The sequence below is a fragment of the Candidatus Venteria ishoeyi genome, from assembly GCF_030378065.1.
GTDB lineage: Bacteria > Pseudomonadota > Gammaproteobacteria > Beggiatoales > Beggiatoaceae > Venteria > Venteria ishoeyi.
Genome location: NZ_JAUCGJ010000068.1, coordinates 1 through 19,106, shown reverse-complemented (window position 1 = coordinate 19,106; position 19,106 = coordinate 1). Strand labels below are relative to the sequence as shown.

Genomic DNA, 19,106 nt, shown 5'->3' with positions numbered 1-19,106 from the left:
TCTTTTTCTCCATTTTCTGCGTTCCGAAAACAGTTACATAGCTTGCTATGCGCCTGTTTTCACGCCTTGAAAATGAATAAAAATCCTGCGCCCAGTTTCTGTATTTATTTTATCCTCACTCCTAAGTAAAGTCTCAACCACTGATAATTATAAACTTGATATTATTTTTACCAATGGTGAAAAAAAACGCTATGACTGTAACAGCCTTCTTAATTTTGGTGTATTTAAGGAACTGAAAGATAAGCATTATTTCAATAAGGCAAAAGTGATTGATGGAACAGTGGCATGGCCTCATGAGCAAGATATTTGTCCTGATACGTTGTATTTAGATTCGGTAACAAATAATTTATGAAACCTCCATTTCCAACAAATAAGCCTAACTTTGCGCTCCAGCAGACGGCTTGCCACCGGATGGGCTCTCGTTTTTTCTCATGCTATGTGGCGGCAATCCGCCACTGAGCTTAGGCGTTATATCTAAAAAATTTGCAACTTGATACGTTACTAGTTACACTCTATAAATGATAAAAAGTTTTAAACATAAAGGCTTGGAGTTATTTTTTAACACTGGACGAACATCTGGTGTTCAAGTAAAACATTCAAAACAACTTAAACTAATTTTGGGTCGTCTTAATGCTGCCGTGGCACCAGAAGATATGAAATTACCTGGTTTATTTTTGCACTCTCTATCTGGAAATAGATCTGATATTTGGTCAGTTAGAGTAAGCGGTAACTGGCGAGTAACATTTCGTTTTAATGGTAATGAAGCAGAAATAGTTAATTATGAAGACTATCACTGAGGAAAAATAAAATGCTAATGCATAATCCACCACATCCAGGTGAAATAATAAAAGAACTGTGTCTTGTTCCTCTTGGCATCACAGTTACTGATGCAGCCAAAGGACTTGGTGTTAGCCGTAAAACATTATCAAGTATTATTAATGGCAAAGCAGGTATAAGTCCTGAAATGGCTATTCGTTTATCTATAGCATTTAATACTTCATCAGAAAGCTGGATAAACCAACAGTCCCAATACGATCTTTGGCAGGCTGAATTACATCGTGATGAACTTCATGTAACTCAGTTGGTTGCTGCATAAAGGATATAACAAATTGCTGCAACTGAACCTTCGGTCGCTGTTGCTCTCTACGGTTAGCAGAGCAAGGCGGTAGGGTGTGCAAAATCCATCCACTAACCTTTGTTCTTGCACAAAACCTACACGGATTTTGCCCACCATTTCCCAAATCAACGATAATTGATAGGCAATTGGTGGGCAAAATGCCGATAAACATCATACCAAAAACAAACATTGTGGCGGCATTTCGCCCACCCTACTCAGCTTCGGTCTTGCCATCCATCAACTGCACAAACCTGTCAAACAACCCCACCACATCATGCGGCCCTGGGCTGGCTTCAGGGTGTCCCTGAAAACCAAACGCTGGTACGCTGGTGTGTTCCACGCCTTGCAGGGAACCATCAAATAAAGATCGGTGCGTCGGTCGCAAGGTTTCCGGCAGACTGTTTTCATCTACTGCAAAACCATGATTCTGGCTGGTGATCATCACTTGTTTGGAATCCAGATCCTGTACTGGATGATTGGCACCATGATGCCCGAATTTCATTTTCAGGGTTTGCGCGCCGCAGGCCAGGGATAATAATTGATGACCCAGGCAAATACCAAACATCGGCATCTTTGCGGCTAATAAAGTTTGAATCGATTCTACCGCATAATCACAAGGTTCAGGATCGCCGGGGCCGTTAGACAGAAATACGCCGTCAGGCTGCATGGCTAAGACTTCGGATGCGGGGGTTTGCGCGGGTACCACGGAAACCTTGCAGCCGCGATCCACCAGCAGACGCAGAATATTATGTTTGACCCCAAAATCATAAGCCACTACATGATATTTTTCAGGCTGGGCTTCACCTGCGGCATTGCCTTCTAACTGCCAGACCGTTTGCTGCCAATCATAAGGGGTTTCGGTACTGACTTGTTTTGCCAAGTCCATGCCCTGCAAACCGGCAAATTCACGCGCTGCGGCAATTGCGGCTTCTTCTTCCAGTTTTATATCAGGGTATTCCTGCGCCATAATGCAGCCACTTTGCGCGCCTTTTTCCCGCAAAATGCGCGTCAGACGGCGGGTATCAATACCGCTGATGGCAACCAGTTGATTTTTTTCCAGCCAGGTTTCCAGCGTTTCTTCAGCGCGCCAGTTACTCATTAAAATCGGCATGTCACGAATAATCAAACCGGCAGCATGAACGCGGTCAGATTCATTGTCACCGGCATTGGTGCCGGTATTACCGATGTGGGGATAGGTTAAAGTCACCAGTTGGCGCGCATAAGAGGGATCGCTCAGGATTTCCTGATAGCCACTCATCGCGGTATTAAAGACCACTTCACCAACACTTTGACCACCAATACCGATGGATTCACCATGAAAAACGCTACCATCAGCCAGCGCCAGCACTGCGGGATATCGCAAGTATCTTCTCCTTGCAGGGGGGCTTCTGAAAATCAGGAACCCATAAATGTTATAAAAATGAGTTTATCAGTGCGTATTTTAAGGTGTAGTGAGCAAAGCAGCAAGCACAGCTTATGCTCTACCAGAGGAATATCCTGGAAAATTATCTTTGTCCAGTTCGATTTCAACTAATTGAGTCTGTTTCCCCAAAGCTTTGTCCTTAAACAAGGCTTGAATATCTGTATTTTGGCTGAGTTTTGTGTAGCTTATGCCAAAAGATGCCGCTAAGGCCTGATAGTCAGGATTGATGAAATCACAATTAATAAAGCGTTTTTGATAATGCTGGGTCTGGTTTTTTCGGATCAGCCCCATTGTGGCATTATTTAACATCACAATGGTGACAGGGATTTGATAATTCACGGCAGTCATGATTTCCATGCAGCACATTTGAAAACCACCATCACCGATAATGACAAAACTGGGCTTGTCCACGGCAAAACGTGCTCCGATTGCAGCGGGAATGGCGTGGCCTAATGAGGAAATACCGGAATTAGGATAATAGCGGTTATCTTTGGATACCTGAAAAAAGTTTTGCGCAAAAATAATGTTATCGTCAAATACCTGTATGCCTTTGGGAAAATACAAAGCCAGTTGTTTAAAAAAACTGGCTATCAAAGGAAACTGCTTTTGTAAAGCAGCCTTATTATCAACCCGTTCTGTATTGTCGCTAGTCTGAGGCTGTGTTTGTAAATCAAATCGTTTAGGCTGTACCTGCTGGACTTTGATTTTGTTTAACAAACTTTGCAGTACTGTTTTAATATCACCACATAAGGTAATATCCGCCTGGAAAACTTTTTCCAGTTGCGCATAGTCCTTATCCACCTGAATAATTTTTTTATTACCCAGCAGTTTTTTATCCCATAAATAACTGGTGCGTTCATTAAAGCTGGCACCCAGCAAAATCAGTAAATCGGATTGTTCAACCAGGTATTGATAAGCGGGGGAATAAGAAGTGACCCCCAGGCTGCCCAACGCCAGCGGTGATTGTTCGCTGATTGCGCCCTTGCCTTTTAAGCTGCTGCATACCGGAATGTTCATAGTTTCGCTCAGCGTGGTCAGCAAGGTTTGCGCACCCGCTTGTATGCAACCATAACCCGCGACGATAACGGGACGCTTTGCAGCCATGAGCAATTCATAACAGGCAGACAAGGCGGGATCTTCCTGTGCCTTGTGCGCCTGATTGATTGGAATATTAATCTGCTCCAGAATTTCGGTGTCAACCATTTCGTTTTGTACATTAAATGGAAAACTCAACAACACCGGCCCGGAATTTGGGGCACATAATATTTTTGCCGCCTGATTGAGTACATTGGCAAGGTAATCCGTGCGCTCAATAATTTTATTATATTGGGTAATGCCCTGAAACAAGGCGTTTTGATCAATGCTGCCGCCTTCACCTGAGCTTTCCTGCAAACCCCCTTTGCCAAAAATATGGGTTGAAGTTTCGCCAGTGATGACCAAAATGGGTTGTTTATCAGCATAGGCATTGGCAATTCCGGTCACCAGATTGGTGGCACCAGGCCCTGCGGTGGTAATGCAGGCAGCAATTTTGCCAGAGGCCCGGGCATAACCACCGGCCATAAACGCCGCGCCTTGTTCGTGTTTGGCTAAAACGCTCTGCACTTTGGAATCATATAAAGCATCATAAACCGGCAGGATATGCGCGCCCGGCATACCAAATATGGTGTTGATGCCCAGGCGCTCGATAAATTTTACGATAAGTTGACTGACTGCGATTTTCATAAAGTGTTTTAAGCAGTAATGCGCTCAGCTTGTATAGCAGGTTTCCTGGATACGCCTGTTTTTACGCGGCTTTGTTGTTGCTCACGGGCCTGATGCAGCCAATCCAGCCAGGTTTCCAAACCTGCGCCGCTACGGGAGGAAAGTGTCAGCATGGGGGCGGGATTTGCCAGGTTACGCAGATGGGATTGCGCTTGTTGTGGTGAAAAATCACCTAAAACTTCCAGCAAATCGGACTTGGTGATTAACACGACATCGGCTGCACGAAAAATAACCGGGTATTTTGCAGGTTTATCATCCCCTTCTGTGCTAGACAACAAAGTGACATTATAATGCTGGCCTAAATCAAAGCTGGCAGGACACACCAGATTACCCACATTTTCAATAAATAAAATATCGATGTCATCCAAATTTAACTGGTGTACTGCGCGATGTACTAAATGCGCATCCAGATGACAGGCCGTGCCGGTGGTAATTTGCACGGCAGGCACGCCATGCTCGCGAATACGGGCGGCATCATTCTCCGTTTCCAGATCACCTTCAATCACCGCAATCCGGTATTGTTCTTTGAGTTGTTGAATCGTCACTTCCAGCAGGCTGGTTTTCCCCGATCCTGGTGAGGACATGAGGTTAATCACTAATACCTGATGACCGTCAAAATGTTCACGATTATGCGCGGCGATATGATCATTTTCATCCAATAAATGGCTGAGCACTTCAATGGCGCTACCATTTGCTGCTTTATCATCCGCTTTATTTCCGGCTTCAATCAAGTGCCGGTTGCCATCTGTTACCATACAACCGCAAGTATCACACATAAACCTTTTTCTCCTTGCACTGTAGAGACGTAGCAGTGCTACGTCTCTAGCATGATTATTTTTTGCTACGATATTCCTTATGACAGGCTTTACATGACTTGCCAACTTCAGCCATTGCATTGCCTATATTTTTTAAATCACCCGATTCTGCGGCTGTGACTAAAGCTGCCGTGGCTTGCTGATTATTTTTTGCCGCTTTGTTAAAGTCTGCTTTATTTTCCCAGACACCAGATTTTGCACTGGTTTCGCCAAAATCAGAACCTTCGGGAAATGCGCTAGAGAACATCTGACTGACTTCATGTAAGGCACGCGCATGATGCAACAGGTTATCTTTAAGCTGTAACTTGCCTTTGAGAATATTAGCAATACCTTTGGCATGGTGTTTTGCATTCTCCATCAGGTGTTCGCGGTATTTGATATAAGCCTCTGCATCAATTTCTTCTGCAATGGCATTGCTGCTTAGAAGAGTCAGGCTGGCGGTCATTAGTAATATTTTTTTTATCATCATAATTTCCTCTCTCCAATATAAGAAAAATCCTGCTTATTTTAACCTGAGTTCAATTAATGGGGATACTTTTTTGATAAACAATTAGCATCGGGTTTTGAGTGGTTGGCGTTTGATTTGTTGGTGAAGCAGGAATAAGGGTATAATCAGCACACTTATGTTTCATGAGACTAGATGCAGTCATCTGGCTATTTAATAGTGATAGAGTAAAAAAACACAATGACTTTACGTACCCGATTCGCCCCCAGCCCTACCGGTTATTTACATATTGGTGGGGTTCGCACCGCTTTATATTCCTGGTTATACGCCCGTAAACACGGCGGTCAATTTGTTTTGCGTATTGAAGATACGGATCGCGAACGCTCAACCCAGGCATCCGTTGATGCTATTTTGGAGGGCATGGCTTGGTTGGGGCTGGATGCAGATGAAGGGCCGTTTTATCAAACCCAGTGCTTTGAGCGTTATAAAGCGGTAATTCAGCAGTTGCTGGATGAGGGCAAGGCGTATTATTGTTATTGTTCTAAACAAGAATTGGATGAGATGCGCGAAGCACAAAAGGCGCGTAAGGAAAAACCACGCTATAACGGTAAATGGCGCGATAGTCAGGAAACCCCGCCAGCAGGCGTAGAGCCGGTTATTCGGTTTAAGAACCCTCGCGATGGTGAAGTGATTTTCAAAGACCTGATTAAAGGCCCGATCAGCATACAAAACGCGGAACTGGATGATTTGATTATCGCCCGTGCTGATGGTACCCCCACCTATAATTTAACCGTGGTGGTGGATGATATGGATATGAACATCAGCCATGTGATTCGTGGTGATGATCATATTAATAATACACCTCGGCAAATTAATATCCTGCGGGCTTTAGGCGCAACGCCGCCAGCCTACGCCCATGTACCGATGATTTTAGGTGATGATGGACAACGCCTGTCCAAACGTCACGGTGCGGTCAGCGTTTTACAATATAAAGAAGAAGGTTATCTACCGGAAGCGGTGTTAAATTATCTGGTGCGCCTGGGCTGGTCTCATGGTGATCAGGAAATTTTTTCCATTAAAGAAATGATTGAATTATTTGACATCAGCGCCGTTAATCGTGCCGCTTCTGCATTTAATACTGAAAAATTACAATGGTTAAATCAGCATTATATTAAAAATGCAGAGCCTGAAGCGTTGGCGGACATCCTGGGCTGGCATTTGCGTGAGCAATTAAACATTGATACCAGTACGGGGCCGGCGCTGAAAGATGTCGTGGTCATTCAGCAGGAACGCGCAAAAACCATGCGGGAAATGGCGGAAAATAGTCATTTTTTCTATCGCGATACGCTGGAGTATGTAGAAAAACCCACTAAGAAAAATTTGAAGCCCACGATTATTGAACCACTGACGGCTTTAACCGAGAAATTAGAACAGTTGCAAACCTGGCAGGCAGAACCCATTCATGAATGTATTATCCAGACTGCGGAAGCCTTTGAACTGAAGCTGGGCAAACTGGCACAGCCTTTGCGCGTTGCAGTAACAGGCGGCGCGATTTCACCACCCATTGATGTCACGGTTGAGTTGATTGGGCGGGAACGCAGCTTGCAGCGTCTGCAATATGTTTTAACGGCATTGCGGGAAAACGGCAGCGTCAATTAATTTGATACTGGTTTTGATTCCGCTTTGGGAATGGCGCTTGGCAAATTCCCCAGAGCATCGGATCAAGGTTTCGGGAAAGCCCTGTCGGGCATTCCCGAAACGAAAACAAAGGGTATTATCTGGTACTGCTTTTACCAGTATTGTTTATTAAATGGAGGCAAAAAATGACTGGAACCATTGGTACGGTAAGTGCCTGGAAAAAAGTCCCGGTGCGAGTAGAATTACACGATGGTACGGTGTTAGAAGGCATGTTTGTGATCGCCAGGGATAATCGGCTTTCAGATTTTCTGAATAATCCGAAAAAAACCTTTATTGCCCTGATGGACAGCAAACAGGTAACGCATCTACTGAATAAAAATCATATCGTGCGGGCAACGGAAATTAAATCTTAAACGGGATGATTGAATATCTTACTCCCCGATTATCCGCGCCTGCTATCCAGGGCTTCGCGCACCGCTTCACCAATAAAAATCAGTAAAATCAAGGTGCCAACCAATACCGAAAATGTCGAAAAAGACAGCCACCAGGAAGTAAGATTCGCCTTGCCCTGGGCTAATAACTCTCCCAGGCTAGGCGTGGTGGGCGGTACGCCAAGCCCCAGATAATCCAGGCTGGTCAGGGCGGTGATTGCGCCACTGATACGAAATGGCAAAAAGGTCAGTACCGGGGTTAAGCCATTGGGTAACAGGTGCCGCCACATGATTTTGACATTAGACACGCCCAAAGCCCGCGCCGCTTTAACATATTCCATATTGCGTCCACGCAAAAATTCAGCGCGCACATAATCCGCCAGACCAATCCAGCCAAATAAAGACAATAAAATCACCAGTAACAGAATGCTGGGATTAAAAATTGAGGCAAAAATAATCAGCAGATAAAGTTCGGGCATGGAACCCCAAACCTCAATAAAACGCTGCATGATTAAATCAAAACGCCCACCCAAATAGCCCTGCAACGCACCTGCAATCACACCGACGATAGTGCCTATCAGGGTGAGCGCAAAGGCAAATAAAACCGACAAGCGAAAACCATAAATCAAACGTGCTAACACATCCCGTCCACGATCATCAGTGCCCAGCCAGTTTTCCGAGGAGGGTGGGGCGGGGTGGGGGCTTTGTGACGCGTAATTAATGGTGTTATTGCTGTAGGGATTTAAGGCGTAGACGATCCAGTTGCCATCGCTTTTTAACTTGGTCGTGATATAGGGATCGTGGTAATCGGTTTCGGTTTCAAAATCACCACCAAATACAGTTTCCGGGTAGCTTTTGAATAAGGGGAAATAATACTGATCCTGATAATAAATCAGCAAGGGTTTATCATTGCTGAGCACTTCGGCAAACAGGCTCAGGATAAACAGGATGGTGAATATCCATAAACTGATATAACCGCGCCGGTTGGCCTTAAAGCGCAACCAGGCACGGCGGGCGGGCGGAATTTGCGAACTCATTATGTAAAATTCATTTAAAGGTACGAAATATCAATTATGGTTTACGACCAATATTATTTGCTGGTAACTCTGCGGCTAAAAAATCTCATTTTAATAAAGCCGCTGAAACCGTAGAAGAACGCTGAATAGGCAAGGCCCACTGAATACACATCATGACCATCCCTCGTTACCAAGCGCTACATTCCCAACCTGGAGATTGGGAACGAGAGAAAAGCCATTAACCCTCAACCAATTCAGGTGCGCTTTGATGCCAGTTAGTTTCCTGCTGAAAACGGTGTGCAACATTCAGCAACTTCGCCTCATCAAAATAATTACCAATCAGTTGCATGCCCACAGGTAATTTTTCCGCGCTGAAGCCTGCCGGAATTGACATGCCCGGTAAACCTGCGAGATTAAGTGACAGCGTATAAATATCAGATAAATACATACTCACGGGATCATCGGTTTTCTCACCCAGCTTAAAAGCAGTGGATGGGGAAACCGGGCCTAAAATCACATCGACTTCATTAAATGCCTGTTTAAAATCTTCACTGATAAGATGGCGAATCTGTTGTGCTTTCAGATAATAGGCATCGTAATAACCAGCAGATAAGGCGTAAGTACCAATCATGATGCGGCGTTTCACTTCTGCGCCAAAAGCCTCGCCGCGTGAGCGTTTGTAGAGGTCTTCAAGATCGCTGGGATTATCACAGCGATAACCAAAACGCACACCGTCAAAGCGGGATAAGTTGGAAGAACATTCCGCAGGGGCAACCACATAATAAGTTGGCACGGCAAGCCCGGTATTCGGCAGGCTGATTTCCTGTATTTTCGCGCCCTGTTGTTCCAGCACTTTAATTGCTTCATCCAAAACACTGCGGATTTCAGGATTTAAATCGTCAGTGAAAAATTCTTTGGGCAGACCAACCTTCAGCCCTTCCAGGCTATCATTGAGGGTGCTGGAATAATTAGGTACGGCTTGCTCCAGCGAGGTGGAATCGCGCTCATCAAAACCTGCCATTGCCTCTAATACCAAGGCAGCATCTTCAGCATTCACGGTCATGGTGCCGCCTTGATCCAGGCTGGAGGCAAAAGCGATCATGCCATAACGGGACACCCGCCCATAAGTAGGTTTTAAGCCAGTAATACCGCACAGGGCGGCAGGCTGGCGAATCGAACCGCCGGTATCGGTAGCAGTCGCAAACGGGGTCAAACGCGCAGCAACCGCAGCGGCGCTGCCACCGGAAGAGCCACCAGGTACGCGCCCGGTATCCCAGGGGTTATGCGCTGGCCCGTAAAAGCTGTTTTCATTGGAAGAACCCATGGCAAACTCATCCATATTGGTTTTACCCAACATCGGCATACCGGCAGCATTGAGTTTTTCCACCACAGTTGCGTTATACGGTGCAATGAAATTATCCAGCATTTTTGAGGCGCAGGAGGTTTTAACGCCCTCAGTGCAGAAAATATCTTTATGCGCCATGGGGATGCCGGTTAAGGGGCCGACATTGCCTGCGGCAATTTGTTGATCCGCTGCTTCTGCCTGCGCAAGCGCCCGATCTTCAGTGACCGTGATAAAGCTGTTAAGCGCTGAATCATATTGTTGAATGCGTTGCAGATAATGCCGAGTTAATTCAACACTGGAAAATTCCCCAGTTTGCAGGGATTGGGAGAGTTCTACAAGCGTTTTGTTATGCATAAGACTGTGTGTACTTTATTTTGAATACAAAAGAAGAAATAAATAACCTGAGTTTGGCGTAAGCTTCATTCACTGCCAAAAGCGGTGAAAGCCGGTGCCGCCTCACACTAAGTTCTTGATAGTAGGTGCTGAGTTTGAGCACTTTTCCTTAAGAAACCTTACGTCGAACTCAGGTTCACTCAATCACCTTAGGCACTAGATAAACCCCTGCTTCCACTTGCGGCGCAATACTCTGGAAAGCCTGACGTTGATCGGTTTCTTTCACTTCATCTTCACGCAGACGTGCATTGGCATCTAAGGGATGCGCCATCGGCGTGATGTCAGAGGTGTCAACCTGACTCATTTGTTCAACCAAGTCCAGAATATTAGACAGGTCTTGGGTATAATGCGGTACATCTTCTGCACTAAGAGAAATGCGTGCAAGATGGGCAATTTTTTCAACGGCTGCTTTATCAAGTGACATTGTAAAAAGGTTTCCTTGTATAAATTTCTACTGCTAACACAGCATTACTTAACATGTACAAAATATCAGGTGTTTGGGGTATTGTTCGATCAGGCAAGCAGTTTATCGTACTCTGCGTGAGTACCAAGCCAAATCCACAAAAAACCATCATCAATCGGTATCGCAATTGCACGATAATGTAAACCAACTCTAGCTGACCATACTTTACCAACTTTCTTAAACTGCAATGATGGGTGAGAAGCATCATATTTCAATAATTGAAAATTTTTATCTGCAAGTTTACGAACATTCGCTGGAAGTTTGTTATAACCGTCCCAAAAACTTGAAGCTGCCTTATGGTTCACAAATCTCTCGTTTTTCCGGCTTTATGCTCGGCAATTGCCGAATCAATGAGAAAATCAAGTTTTCCAGCATTAGAGTCTGCTTCGAGTTTTTTATCCCAACGTGTATGCTCAAACTCAATAAACCATTCTCGAAGTTTTGAAAATGAATCATTATCCAGTTTTGCAATTCTATTTTCCAGGAATTCTATTTCAGACTCAGCATTTGTTATCGTCATTATCATCCCTTCCATCGTTGTTTTAAGCGTTTGCGTATTTTGCCTAATCCATAAACTGCTGCACTGCGGCAACGACTTGTTTAATCTGATTCTCAGTCAATTCCGCAAACATCGGCAGTGACACCTGGCTGGCGCAAAGCCTTTCCGCAACGGGGAAATCACCTGCCTTATGACCCATTGCTGCGTAAGCATCCTGTAAATGCAAAGGAATTGGGTAATGAATACCGCTGGCAATACCCTGTTCCTGCAAAAAGGCCATCAATGCTTCACGCTGCGCGACTAAAATTGGGTAAATATGATACACATGGGTATCGGTAAACGGCATTTCTTTGGGTGTGGTCACGCCATCCACGCCTGCGAATAATTCATTATAAAGTCTGGCGTGATTGTGCCGCGCCTGATTCCAGTCTGGCAAATGCTTGAGTTTGACATCCAGCACCGCACCCTGGAAGCCATCCATGCGCGCATTCCAACCCACCATGCCGTGATGGTATTTTTTGGCTTGACCATGATCCCGGAAATTACGCATTTTTGTGGCAAGTTCGGCATCCTGTGTCACCACAGCGCCCGCTTCCCCATACGCACCCAGATTTTTACCCGGATAGAAACTGAAACAACCCGCCGTACCCATAGAACCTGCGCGTTTGCCTTTATATTCTGCGCCATGTGCTTGCGCGGCATCTTCAATCACATGCAGATTATGGCGTTTGGCAATGTCCATAATGGGATCCATATCCGCCATCTGACCATAGAGGTGCACGGGAATAATGGCTTTGGTTTTATCGGTAATCGCCGCTTCAATCAAGTTGGCATCAATATTAAAACTATCGGCATCAACATCCACAAACACCGGGGTTGCACCCGTGAAACTAATTGCTTCTGCGGTGGCAATAAAGGTGTTTACTGCGGTGATGACTTCATCACCTGGACCAATTCCCAATCCCAGCAATGCCACCCATAACGCCTCGGTGCCACTGCCCACGCCCACGGCATGTTCTGCCTGACAATAGCTGGCAAAGTTTTTTTCAAATGCGGCAACATAAGGCCCGCCAGCAAAAGCGGTATTGTCCAATACGCCTTGCAGGGCTGGAGCAATTTCTTCACGAAGACTGGCATATTGTGCTTTTAGATCAAGAAAAGGGACATTCATGTTATTTTGGTTTCCTGTTAAAAATTATTCAGGCTTAGGGCTGATTTTACGTAATACACGCGCAGGATTTCCTGCGACGATGGAAAAAGCGGGTACATCTTTGGTTACCATGCTACCGGCACCTACAATTGCTTGCTCACCGATCTGAATGCCACCTAGCAAGGTTGCGCTGGAGCCAATCGAAGCGCCTTGACCGATGCGCGTGTTGACGCATTGCCAATCCGCTTCCGTCTGCAAGCCACCATCTTCTGTGGTTGCGCGTGGGTAAAGATCGTTAATAAACGTGACATTGTGACCGATAAAAACATTGTCTTCAATATGTACGCCTTCACAAATGAAACTGTGGCTGGAAATTTTACAGTTTTTGCCGATTTTGACGCCTTTTTGTACTTCCACAAAGGTGCCAATTTTGCTGTTATCACCAATTTCACAACCATAGAGATTGGTAAAATCAAAAATTTTAACGTTTTCGCCTAATTTAACATCCGGCGCAATGCTTTTTTTAGGATCTGCCTGCTGAGTCATTAATCATTCCTGTTGGGACAAAATTCTCCGGTCACGATGGTATCCGTTTCAATAAGGCAGTGTCAATGAAAATAATAACGGGTGTGAATCAACACAAGTTTTGCTTATGTTGATTCACACCCGTTTAATAATAATAGCTTGGGAATGTATTTATTTAGAGCGTAATACGCCGCTTAATTCGCTTAAATTATCTGTCACAGTTCCCATGCAAGCCAAATTCTTATTACGCTTGGCATCTTTGGCCCATGATGTTCTGACACCCGCGACGCCGCCTTGATTGTATACTTGGTAAGTAATGCTGCCATTTTTGAAGCTCAACAGACCGGATTGGTATTGAAATGCAGTCTGGGTTTGATTGCGTGTTTCAGGAAAAGTTTTTTCCACGGCATTGGCATTTGCACCATAGCGGTATTGCACATAACCATTACTGGCGCTGAGATCCTGTGACGCGCATACGGACAGCAATTTATTTTCATTGCTCTGGCAACTGAATAAAACTTTTTCATCCGCAGCACATAAGCTGGCAACCTGCGTTTGAGCAGGTGTGGCAGGTGCTGTTTTTTTCTCGCAGGCGGTTAATAATAGCGTACTGATTGCAGCGGTAATGATGATTGAATGTTTCATTGAGGGTTCCTTGATGTGTATTAAATAATCGATAACAATAGATTTTAAGTGCTTTAAAATCCAGCATTTAAAATGTTAACACGCTAAGATAGTGTAACCGTGTCTTTAACCAAGTAGGCTGGCGTATGGACTGGTGTAATAACATAGCTCATTATTCAGCAGTTTCCTGTGTCTTTTTCCTGTGTCTTTGCTGCTTGCCAATAAGTTTCCAGGGTATCAATATCCAGTGCTGAAAGTTGCTGTCCATTTTCTGCCACATTTTTTTCCAGTGTTTGAAAACGACGGGTGAATTTAAGGTTGGTTTTTTCCAATGCCGCTTCCGGGTCTATGCCAACAAAACGCGCATAATTGATCAGGCTAAACAGGATATCACCAAATTCATCGCTTGCTGCTTCCGTTGCGGTGGGTTGTGCTGCTTTGTCAATGTGTTCGGAAAACTCTGCCAGTTCTTCATTCACCTTATCCCAGACCTGGTGTGCATTATCCCAGTCAAAACCAACGCCATGCACTTTTTGCTGAATGCGCCAGGCTTTGATCATTGCGGGCAGTGCTTTGGGTACACCGTCTAACACACCTCCCGGTTTATCCCCTTTTTCTTTTAGTTTTAGCAACTCCCAATTACGTTTAACGGTTGCTTCATCATCCGCCTGGACATCACCATAAACATGTGGGTGCCGTGCAATTAACTTATCACAGACACCATTGATAATATCGCTGATGTCAAATTGCCCCTGTTCCGCGCCAATGCGGGCATAAAATACTAAATGTAACATGAGATCGCCCAACTCTTTGCGAATTTCTTCACTGTCTTTTTCCAGCAGGGCATCCGCTAATTCATAGGTTTCTTCTATGGTTAAATGCCGCAAGCTTGCAAAAGTTTGTTTCCGATCCCAGGGACATTGCTCGCGTAATTCATTCATGATGGTTAATAAGCGTTGCAGCGCTTGGCTGTGGCGAGGATCATGAGGATTAACGGGAGACTTGGGAGGTGTGTTTGATGACATGAATAAAGGGCCTTAAGTAATGAAAACCAGCGTGGAGCAAAGGCAGTTTTTTCGTATTTCAAATTTTCAAAACCTGCGAAAAAAAAAGCATTAGCGTAACACCGGTTAAAGTTTTATGGAAATCAGGACAATACACCAAACAAGTTAACAGTTGATTTCCAGGTTGCTGAAGATGCTGAGCAGGCCATGCAAATGCTGCATCAAGAGACCTGCTATACTACATTATGTCACCCAGACCTGAGCACCTACCTAAGCAAGATGGTCATGCAGTATTAGCAGAGATTAAACAAGATGCACATTTATAATATATTCCCGTGATGGTTTTCAGCATATCGCAAGCAGCGCAGGATATACAGAAAGTGTATCATTTACAGGCAAATTGCTTTATCAGCAAACCACTGGATTTAGATGACTTTATTGAAGTCATGAACATGATTGAAAAATCCTGGTTTATAATTGCGTGTCTGCCACAGGAGCATCAGGCATGAGCACAGATGCACTACATATCATGCTGGTTGAAGATAACCCGGATGATGCGCAATTGATTCAGGAGATGTTAATCGATGCTGCTTTAGAGATTGCTGATTTAAAAATATGTGAGCACCTTGCCTCAGCGCTTGAGCAATTAAAAACCAGGCAATTTGATATTATTTTATTGGATCTGAGTCTGCCAGACAGTCAGGGCTTACAGACGATTCAATATATATTTGAACACTCGGCAACGCTGCCAATTGTGGTATTAACCGGAAATTGCAACGAAGCGCAGGCAAATCAGGCTGTCAAGCTTGGTGCACAGGATTATTTGCTCAAAGATCAGCTTAATGGCATTTTGCTCAGTCATGCCATTCGCTACGCGATTGAACGTCAGCAATTAATGGAAGAATTACGTGATAATGAGCAGCGTTACCGGGGTTTATTTGAAGGTGAATCAGATGCGGTGCTGGTGTTTGATGCTGAGACGTTTCAAGTTGAAGATGCCAACCAGGCCATGCGGGAACTCTTGGGCTACACGCAAAATGAATTAATATTCTGTGGTATTACGCAACTGTGCTGCACACCACAACAAATTCAGGCTTTATTGGTTGATGATATTCAGCGCAAAGAGCGTGTCAGCATTCCAGATCAGGCACTGCAACACAAAGATGGCACACTGGTGCGGGTGGAAATTTCTCTGGGCAGTTATCGGCAATCGGGGCAGCGCAAGGTCGTTGCCTCCATGCGCGATATCAGTGAACGTCTGGAAGCGGAAGCGCAGCGTAAGCATTACCTCGAACAACAACGGCAAACCTTGTTTCAGACTGTAGAAGTCATGGCTTTAACCCTGGAAAAACGCGATCCTTATACCGCAGGTCACCAGAAACGGGTGGCTAAAATTGCAACTATTATCGCCACCCAAATGGGCTGGTCCAGCCAACGTATCCAAGGGCTTTACCTCGGTGGTTTGATTCATGATATAGGTAAAATTTATATTCCTGCTGAAATCCTCAATCGCTCAGGCGTGCTCAGCAAACTGGAAATGAAACTGATACGCAGCCATCCACAAGTGGGTTATGATATTGTTAAAGAAGTCAAATTCCCCTGGCCCGTAGCCGAGATGGTACGCCAACATCAGGAAAGATATGATGGTTCAGGTTATCCACTGGGACTGAAAGGCAACGAAATATTGCCTGAAGGCCATATTCTGGGAGTTGCTGATGTGATTGAAGCCATGGTTTCCCACCGCCCTTACCGTCCAGCAAAAACCATGGAAGCGACAATTGAAGAAGTACACAGTCAACGTGGTCTGCGTTATGCGCCGGAAGTTGTGGATGCCGTATTAAGCCTGTATCAACAAGATACTAAAATATTCATTCTCGATAATTAAGCGGAGTTACGCAATAGATTGAATCAGACACTGAACCAGAACACGACCCCAATACCTGCCCATTTTCGTTTTACACGTTTATTTCTCGCCCTTTCCATGCTGGTGATGGGTACTTGCGGCATCATCTATGAGTATGTGCTGGGCCTGATGGGCAATAATCTCATGGGTTCCTCTCATGAACAGATTTTTGTAATCATCGGCATTATGATGTTTGCCATGGGCATGGGGGCGATTGCGCAACAAAACTTAAAGCAGCATTTAATCGACTGGTTTTTACGTCTGGAGTTATTGCTGGGTTTGCTGGGTGGCTTTGGCGCACTACTGACTTACGTTGCCTTTGTTTATCTGGTGAATTATGAACTGGTGTTATATGCGCTGGCTTTTGTCATTGGCGCTTTAATTGGTTTGGAAATTCCCCTGCTGATACGCATTAACAGCGAACATACCAAAACCCTGCGCACCAATCTCAGTGATATTTTAAGCATGGATTATGTCGGCTCCCTGCTGGGCGCTTTGCTATTTACTTATGTTTTGCTCAGCCACGTCACACTGGCCAATATTGCCCTGCTCATGGGACTTTTTAATGTAACGATTGCGCTGGCAGGTTTACTGTTTTTCCTGCCGTTGCTGCATCAGCCGCGTTTGATTCTTTTACTGGCATTGCTGGCCTTGCTGCTTTTGGGAACGGGATTGTTTTACAGCCCGCAGTGGATGTTTAAGCTGGAACAACGTACTTTTGAAGATCCCATTGTTTTTAGCACCACCAGTAAATATCAACATTTGGTATTAACCCAGCGCAAAGATCACCTGCGTTTGTATCTCAATGGGCATTTACAATTTGATGCCCGTGATGAGCAGATTTATCATGAACAACTGGTGCATGTGCCGATGAGTCTGGCTAAACAACGCCAGCGCGTATTGATTCTGGGCGGTGGTGATGGTCTGGCTTTGCGTGAAGTCTTAAAATACCCCGATGTTGAGCATATTACCCTGGTGGACATTGACCCGGAAATGATCAAGCAGGCACGGGATAATCCTTTACTTAGTCAACTCAATCAAGGTGCATTTCAAGATGCGCGGGTTTCAGCGAGGATTGCACCAGCGGATAATGCAGACAAGGTTCATGAACAGGAAACTATTTATCGCCAATCCTCTCTGGCAAACAGCCTGCGCGACAAACAATGGTATGAATTGGCAAAAGTACAGGTATATACCGTAGATGCTGATGTGTTCATGCGCCAGACTGAGGGATTATATGATGTGGTACTGATTGATTTCCCGGATCCGCGCAGCGTGGAACTGGGGAAATTATATTCCACTGATTTTTACTATAGTTTACGCCAACGTATGCAAAAACACGCCATGCTGAGCGTACAGTCCACCAGTCCTTACCGCGCCACAGCGGTGTATTTATGTATCGCGGAAACCTTGCGTAGCGCGGGTTTTCAGGTTTTGCCTTATCACGATTATTTACCCAGTTTTGGTGACTGGGGCTGGCATCTGGCCTGGAATGATAAGGCACAAAGTCCAGACGAGTTATTACAAAACGTGCACCAGTTGCCTGAATTTTCAGTGGCAACCCGCTACCTGACCCCGCAACGTATGCGCGCTGCTTTTGCCTTTGGCAAAGGTATGTTGACCCCGCCCCCCTGGTTGCGCCCGAATAGCAAAATGCAACCGGTGATTATGGCGTATTATGCACAGGGGTTTGATTAGGCAATAGACTTTTTTCACCGTGCCTCAAGATATAATTTCATCACTTTTTTCACATAAGCCTGGGTTTCAGGATAGGGCGGCACTTGATAACCGTGGCGAATAACAGCATATTCTCCTGCATTGTAAGCAGCTAAGGCCAATATCACATCCTGATTAAAACGCTGCATAAGATAGTGAAAATGGCGAATACCGGCGCGCAGATTTTCCAGGGGATCTTCTAAATCAGTAATACCGTATTGTTTTGCCGTACCCGGCATTAACTGCATTAAGCCGGTTGCGCCTTTGGGTGAAACGGCACGGGGATTCCAGTTAGATTCAACGGCAATGATGGCTTGCAATAAATGGGGATCCATTGCCGGTGGATCGTTGGTTAATACATCATCTTCCTGCTCAATATTGACACCAGAATATCCTGGCAGTGGCATCAGTGGGGCTTGAGGCAGTGCATAGTCATGTTCAGATAAGAGTTGCTGGCTGGGCGTGGGTGGTTTGGTGCTTAAATGTAACACGCCACGACTGTCTCTATATTTGTAAACTTGTGTTGTTTGCGCAGCGGTATTAACGCTATATAGCACAGTGGAAAACAGAATAGCCGACAGCAAAGTTTTTGACTGACGTTGAAAACCGTGCATTAAAAAGGTGATGAACATGGAACAATATCCCCGGAAATTTTCCTTGGAAAATTCCCCTTTTATTTTGGAAAATGAAACCACCTATTTACAATGGCACAACTAAACAACCACCCGCTAAAAGACGGGTGGGTTAGAGCATTTGGCGGCTGAAAGCCGAGATACAGGGCGGACAAGCCCTGTTGTTTAGCCCCAACGGGGCGCATTAATATAGCCAAGGGCAACGC

The 19,106-nt window shown here is 45.0% G+C and carries 22 protein-coding genes; 8 read left to right on the top strand and 14 right to left on the bottom strand.

All coding sequences use genetic code 11. From position 1 onward, the window contains the following. The first annotated feature begins 76 nt into the window (after nt 1-76). From QUF61_RS18275 to QUF61_RS16800, 3 genes are all read left to right on the top strand, one after another. The gene (locus QUF61_RS18275; RefSeq protein ID WP_407080069.1) at nt 77-352 is read left to right on the top strand and encodes a DUF2442 domain-containing protein; all 276 of its coding nucleotides are present in this window, start codon (nt 77-79) and stop codon (nt 350-352) included. A gap of 166 nt (nt 353-518) precedes the next feature. Beyond that, nucleotides 519-797: a type II toxin-antitoxin system RelE/ParE family toxin gene (locus QUF61_RS16805; protein WP_289682763.1), complete on the top strand. Its 279-nt coding sequence runs from the start codon at nt 519-521 to the stop codon at nt 795-797. An 11-nt stretch (nt 798-808) separates the two neighbouring features. Beyond that, on the top strand, nt 809-1,096 hold the full coding sequence (locus tag QUF61_RS16800; protein WP_103922672.1) for a HigA family addiction module antitoxin: 288 nt from the start codon (nt 809-811) through the stop codon (nt 1,094-1,096). A gap of 232 nt (nt 1,097-1,328) precedes the next feature. On the opposite strand, the gene carA is transcribed toward QUF61_RS16800, so the two are convergent. From carA to QUF61_RS16780, 4 genes are all read right to left on the bottom strand, one after another. After that, nucleotides 1,329-2,480: a glutamine-hydrolyzing carbamoyl-phosphate synthase small subunit gene (gene carA, locus QUF61_RS16795; protein WP_289682761.1), complete on the bottom strand. Its 1,152-nt coding sequence runs from the start codon at nt 2,478-2,480 to the stop codon at nt 1,329-1,331. A gap of 111 nt (nt 2,481-2,591) precedes the next feature. After that, complete coding sequence (locus QUF61_RS16790) at nt 2,592-4,262, bottom strand: thiamine pyrophosphate-binding protein (protein WP_289682760.1); 1,671 nt, start codon at nt 4,260-4,262, stop codon at nt 2,592-2,594. An 8-nt stretch (nt 4,263-4,270) separates the two neighbouring features. Then, the gene (gene hypB / locus QUF61_RS16785; protein ID WP_289682759.1) at nt 4,271-5,077 is read right to left on the bottom strand and encodes a hydrogenase nickel incorporation protein HypB; all 807 of its coding nucleotides are present in this window, start codon (nt 5,075-5,077) and stop codon (nt 4,271-4,273) included. A 55-nt stretch (nt 5,078-5,132) separates the two neighbouring features. Then, complete coding sequence (locus tag QUF61_RS16780) at nt 5,133-5,585, bottom strand: c-type cytochrome (RefSeq protein WP_103922676.1); 453 nt, start codon at nt 5,583-5,585, stop codon at nt 5,133-5,135. 216 nt (nt 5,586-5,801) lie between these two features. On the opposite strand from QUF61_RS16780, the gene gltX reads away from it, so the two are divergent. Together gltX and QUF61_RS16770 are read left to right on the top strand one after the other, a co-directional pair. Continuing rightward, nucleotides 5,802-7,220, top strand: a complete 1,419-nt coding sequence (gene gltX, locus QUF61_RS16775; RefSeq protein WP_103922677.1) for a glutamate--tRNA ligase — start codon at nt 5,802-5,804, stop codon at nt 7,218-7,220. A 164-nt stretch (nt 7,221-7,384) separates the two neighbouring features. Beyond that, nucleotides 7,385-7,612 (top strand): DUF6812 domain-containing protein, encoded by a 228-nt coding sequence (locus tag QUF61_RS16770; RefSeq protein WP_103922678.1) that lies wholly within the window; start codon nt 7,385-7,387, stop codon nt 7,610-7,612. A 29-nt stretch (nt 7,613-7,641) separates the two neighbouring features. On the opposite strand, the gene QUF61_RS16765 is transcribed toward QUF61_RS16770, so the two are convergent. The 9 genes from QUF61_RS16765 to mazG form a co-directional block, all read right to left on the bottom strand. Further along, nucleotides 7,642-8,667 carry an ABC transporter permease gene (locus QUF61_RS16765; protein WP_103922679.1) on the bottom strand — a complete coding sequence of 342 codons (1,026 nt, stop codon included), beginning with the start codon at nt 8,665-8,667 and terminating at the stop codon, nt 7,642-7,644. 217 nt (nt 8,668-8,884) lie between these two features. Then, entirely contained in the window at nt 8,885-10,345 is a 1,461-nt protein-coding gene (gatA, locus tag QUF61_RS16760; protein ID WP_289682755.1) for an Asp-tRNA(Asn)/Glu-tRNA(Gln) amidotransferase subunit GatA, read from the bottom strand. 175 nt (nt 10,346-10,520) lie between these two features. Next, nucleotides 10,521-10,808 carry an Asp-tRNA(Asn)/Glu-tRNA(Gln) amidotransferase subunit GatC gene (gatC, locus tag QUF61_RS16755; protein WP_103918764.1) on the bottom strand — a complete coding sequence of 96 codons (288 nt, stop codon included), beginning with the start codon at nt 10,806-10,808 and terminating at the stop codon, nt 10,521-10,523. An 89-nt stretch (nt 10,809-10,897) separates the two neighbouring features. Beyond that, nucleotides 10,898-11,152, bottom strand: coding sequence for a hypothetical protein (locus QUF61_RS16750; protein ID WP_289682752.1), 255 nt, complete (start codon nt 11,150-11,152; stop codon nt 10,898-10,900). Beyond that, nucleotides 11,149-11,367, bottom strand: a complete 219-nt coding sequence (locus QUF61_RS16745) for a hypothetical protein (RefSeq protein WP_289682750.1) — start codon at nt 11,365-11,367, stop codon at nt 11,149-11,151. Before QUF61_RS16745 ends, QUF61_RS16750 begins: the two co-directional genes overlap by 4 nt. A 43-nt stretch (nt 11,368-11,410) precedes the next feature. Next, complete coding sequence (locus QUF61_RS16740; RefSeq protein ID WP_289682748.1) at nt 11,411-12,517, bottom strand: DegT/DnrJ/EryC1/StrS family aminotransferase; 1,107 nt, start codon at nt 12,515-12,517, stop codon at nt 11,411-11,413. Nucleotides 12,518-12,541: 24 nt separating this feature from the next. After that, nucleotides 12,542-13,042 (bottom strand): acyltransferase, encoded by a 501-nt coding sequence (locus tag QUF61_RS16735; RefSeq protein WP_103922686.1) that lies wholly within the window; start codon nt 13,040-13,042, stop codon nt 12,542-12,544. 150 nt (nt 13,043-13,192) lie between these two features. Further along, nucleotides 13,193-13,666 carry a peptidylprolyl isomerase PrsA family protein gene (locus tag QUF61_RS16730; protein ID WP_103922687.1) on the bottom strand — a complete coding sequence of 158 codons (474 nt, stop codon included), beginning with the start codon at nt 13,664-13,666 and terminating at the stop codon, nt 13,193-13,195. A 155-nt stretch (nt 13,667-13,821) separates the two neighbouring features. Beyond that, entirely contained in the window at nt 13,822-14,670 is an 849-nt protein-coding gene (gene mazG, locus QUF61_RS16725; RefSeq protein WP_289682744.1) for a nucleoside triphosphate pyrophosphohydrolase, read from the bottom strand. A gap of 359 nt (nt 14,671-15,029) precedes the next feature. Between mazG and QUF61_RS16720 the strand changes: the two genes are divergently transcribed. Genes QUF61_RS16720 through QUF61_RS16710 form a run of 3 tightly spaced genes read left to right on the top strand, consistent with a single transcriptional unit; the run spans nt 15,030 to nt 18,250 of the window. Beyond that, nucleotides 15,030-15,158, top strand: a complete 129-nt coding sequence (locus QUF61_RS16720) for a response regulator (protein WP_289682743.1) — start codon at nt 15,030-15,032, stop codon at nt 15,156-15,158. Then, on the top strand, nt 15,155-16,534 hold the full coding sequence (locus QUF61_RS16715; protein WP_289682742.1) for an HD domain-containing phosphohydrolase: 1,380 nt from the start codon (nt 15,155-15,157) through the stop codon (nt 16,532-16,534). The genes QUF61_RS16720 and QUF61_RS16715 overlap by 4 nt, the downstream gene beginning before the upstream one ends. A gap of 18 nt (nt 16,535-16,552) precedes the next feature. Then, complete coding sequence (locus tag QUF61_RS16710; RefSeq protein WP_289682740.1) at nt 16,553-18,250, top strand: polyamine aminopropyltransferase; 1,698 nt, start codon at nt 16,553-16,555, stop codon at nt 18,248-18,250. 14 nt (nt 18,251-18,264) lie between these two features. Here the strand turns inward: QUF61_RS16710 and QUF61_RS16705 are convergent, their stop codons facing one another. Further along, nucleotides 18,265-18,900, bottom strand: a complete 636-nt coding sequence (locus QUF61_RS16705; RefSeq protein WP_289682739.1) for a lytic transglycosylase domain-containing protein — start codon at nt 18,898-18,900, stop codon at nt 18,265-18,267. Between the last annotated feature and the right edge of the window lie 206 nt (nt 18,901-19,106).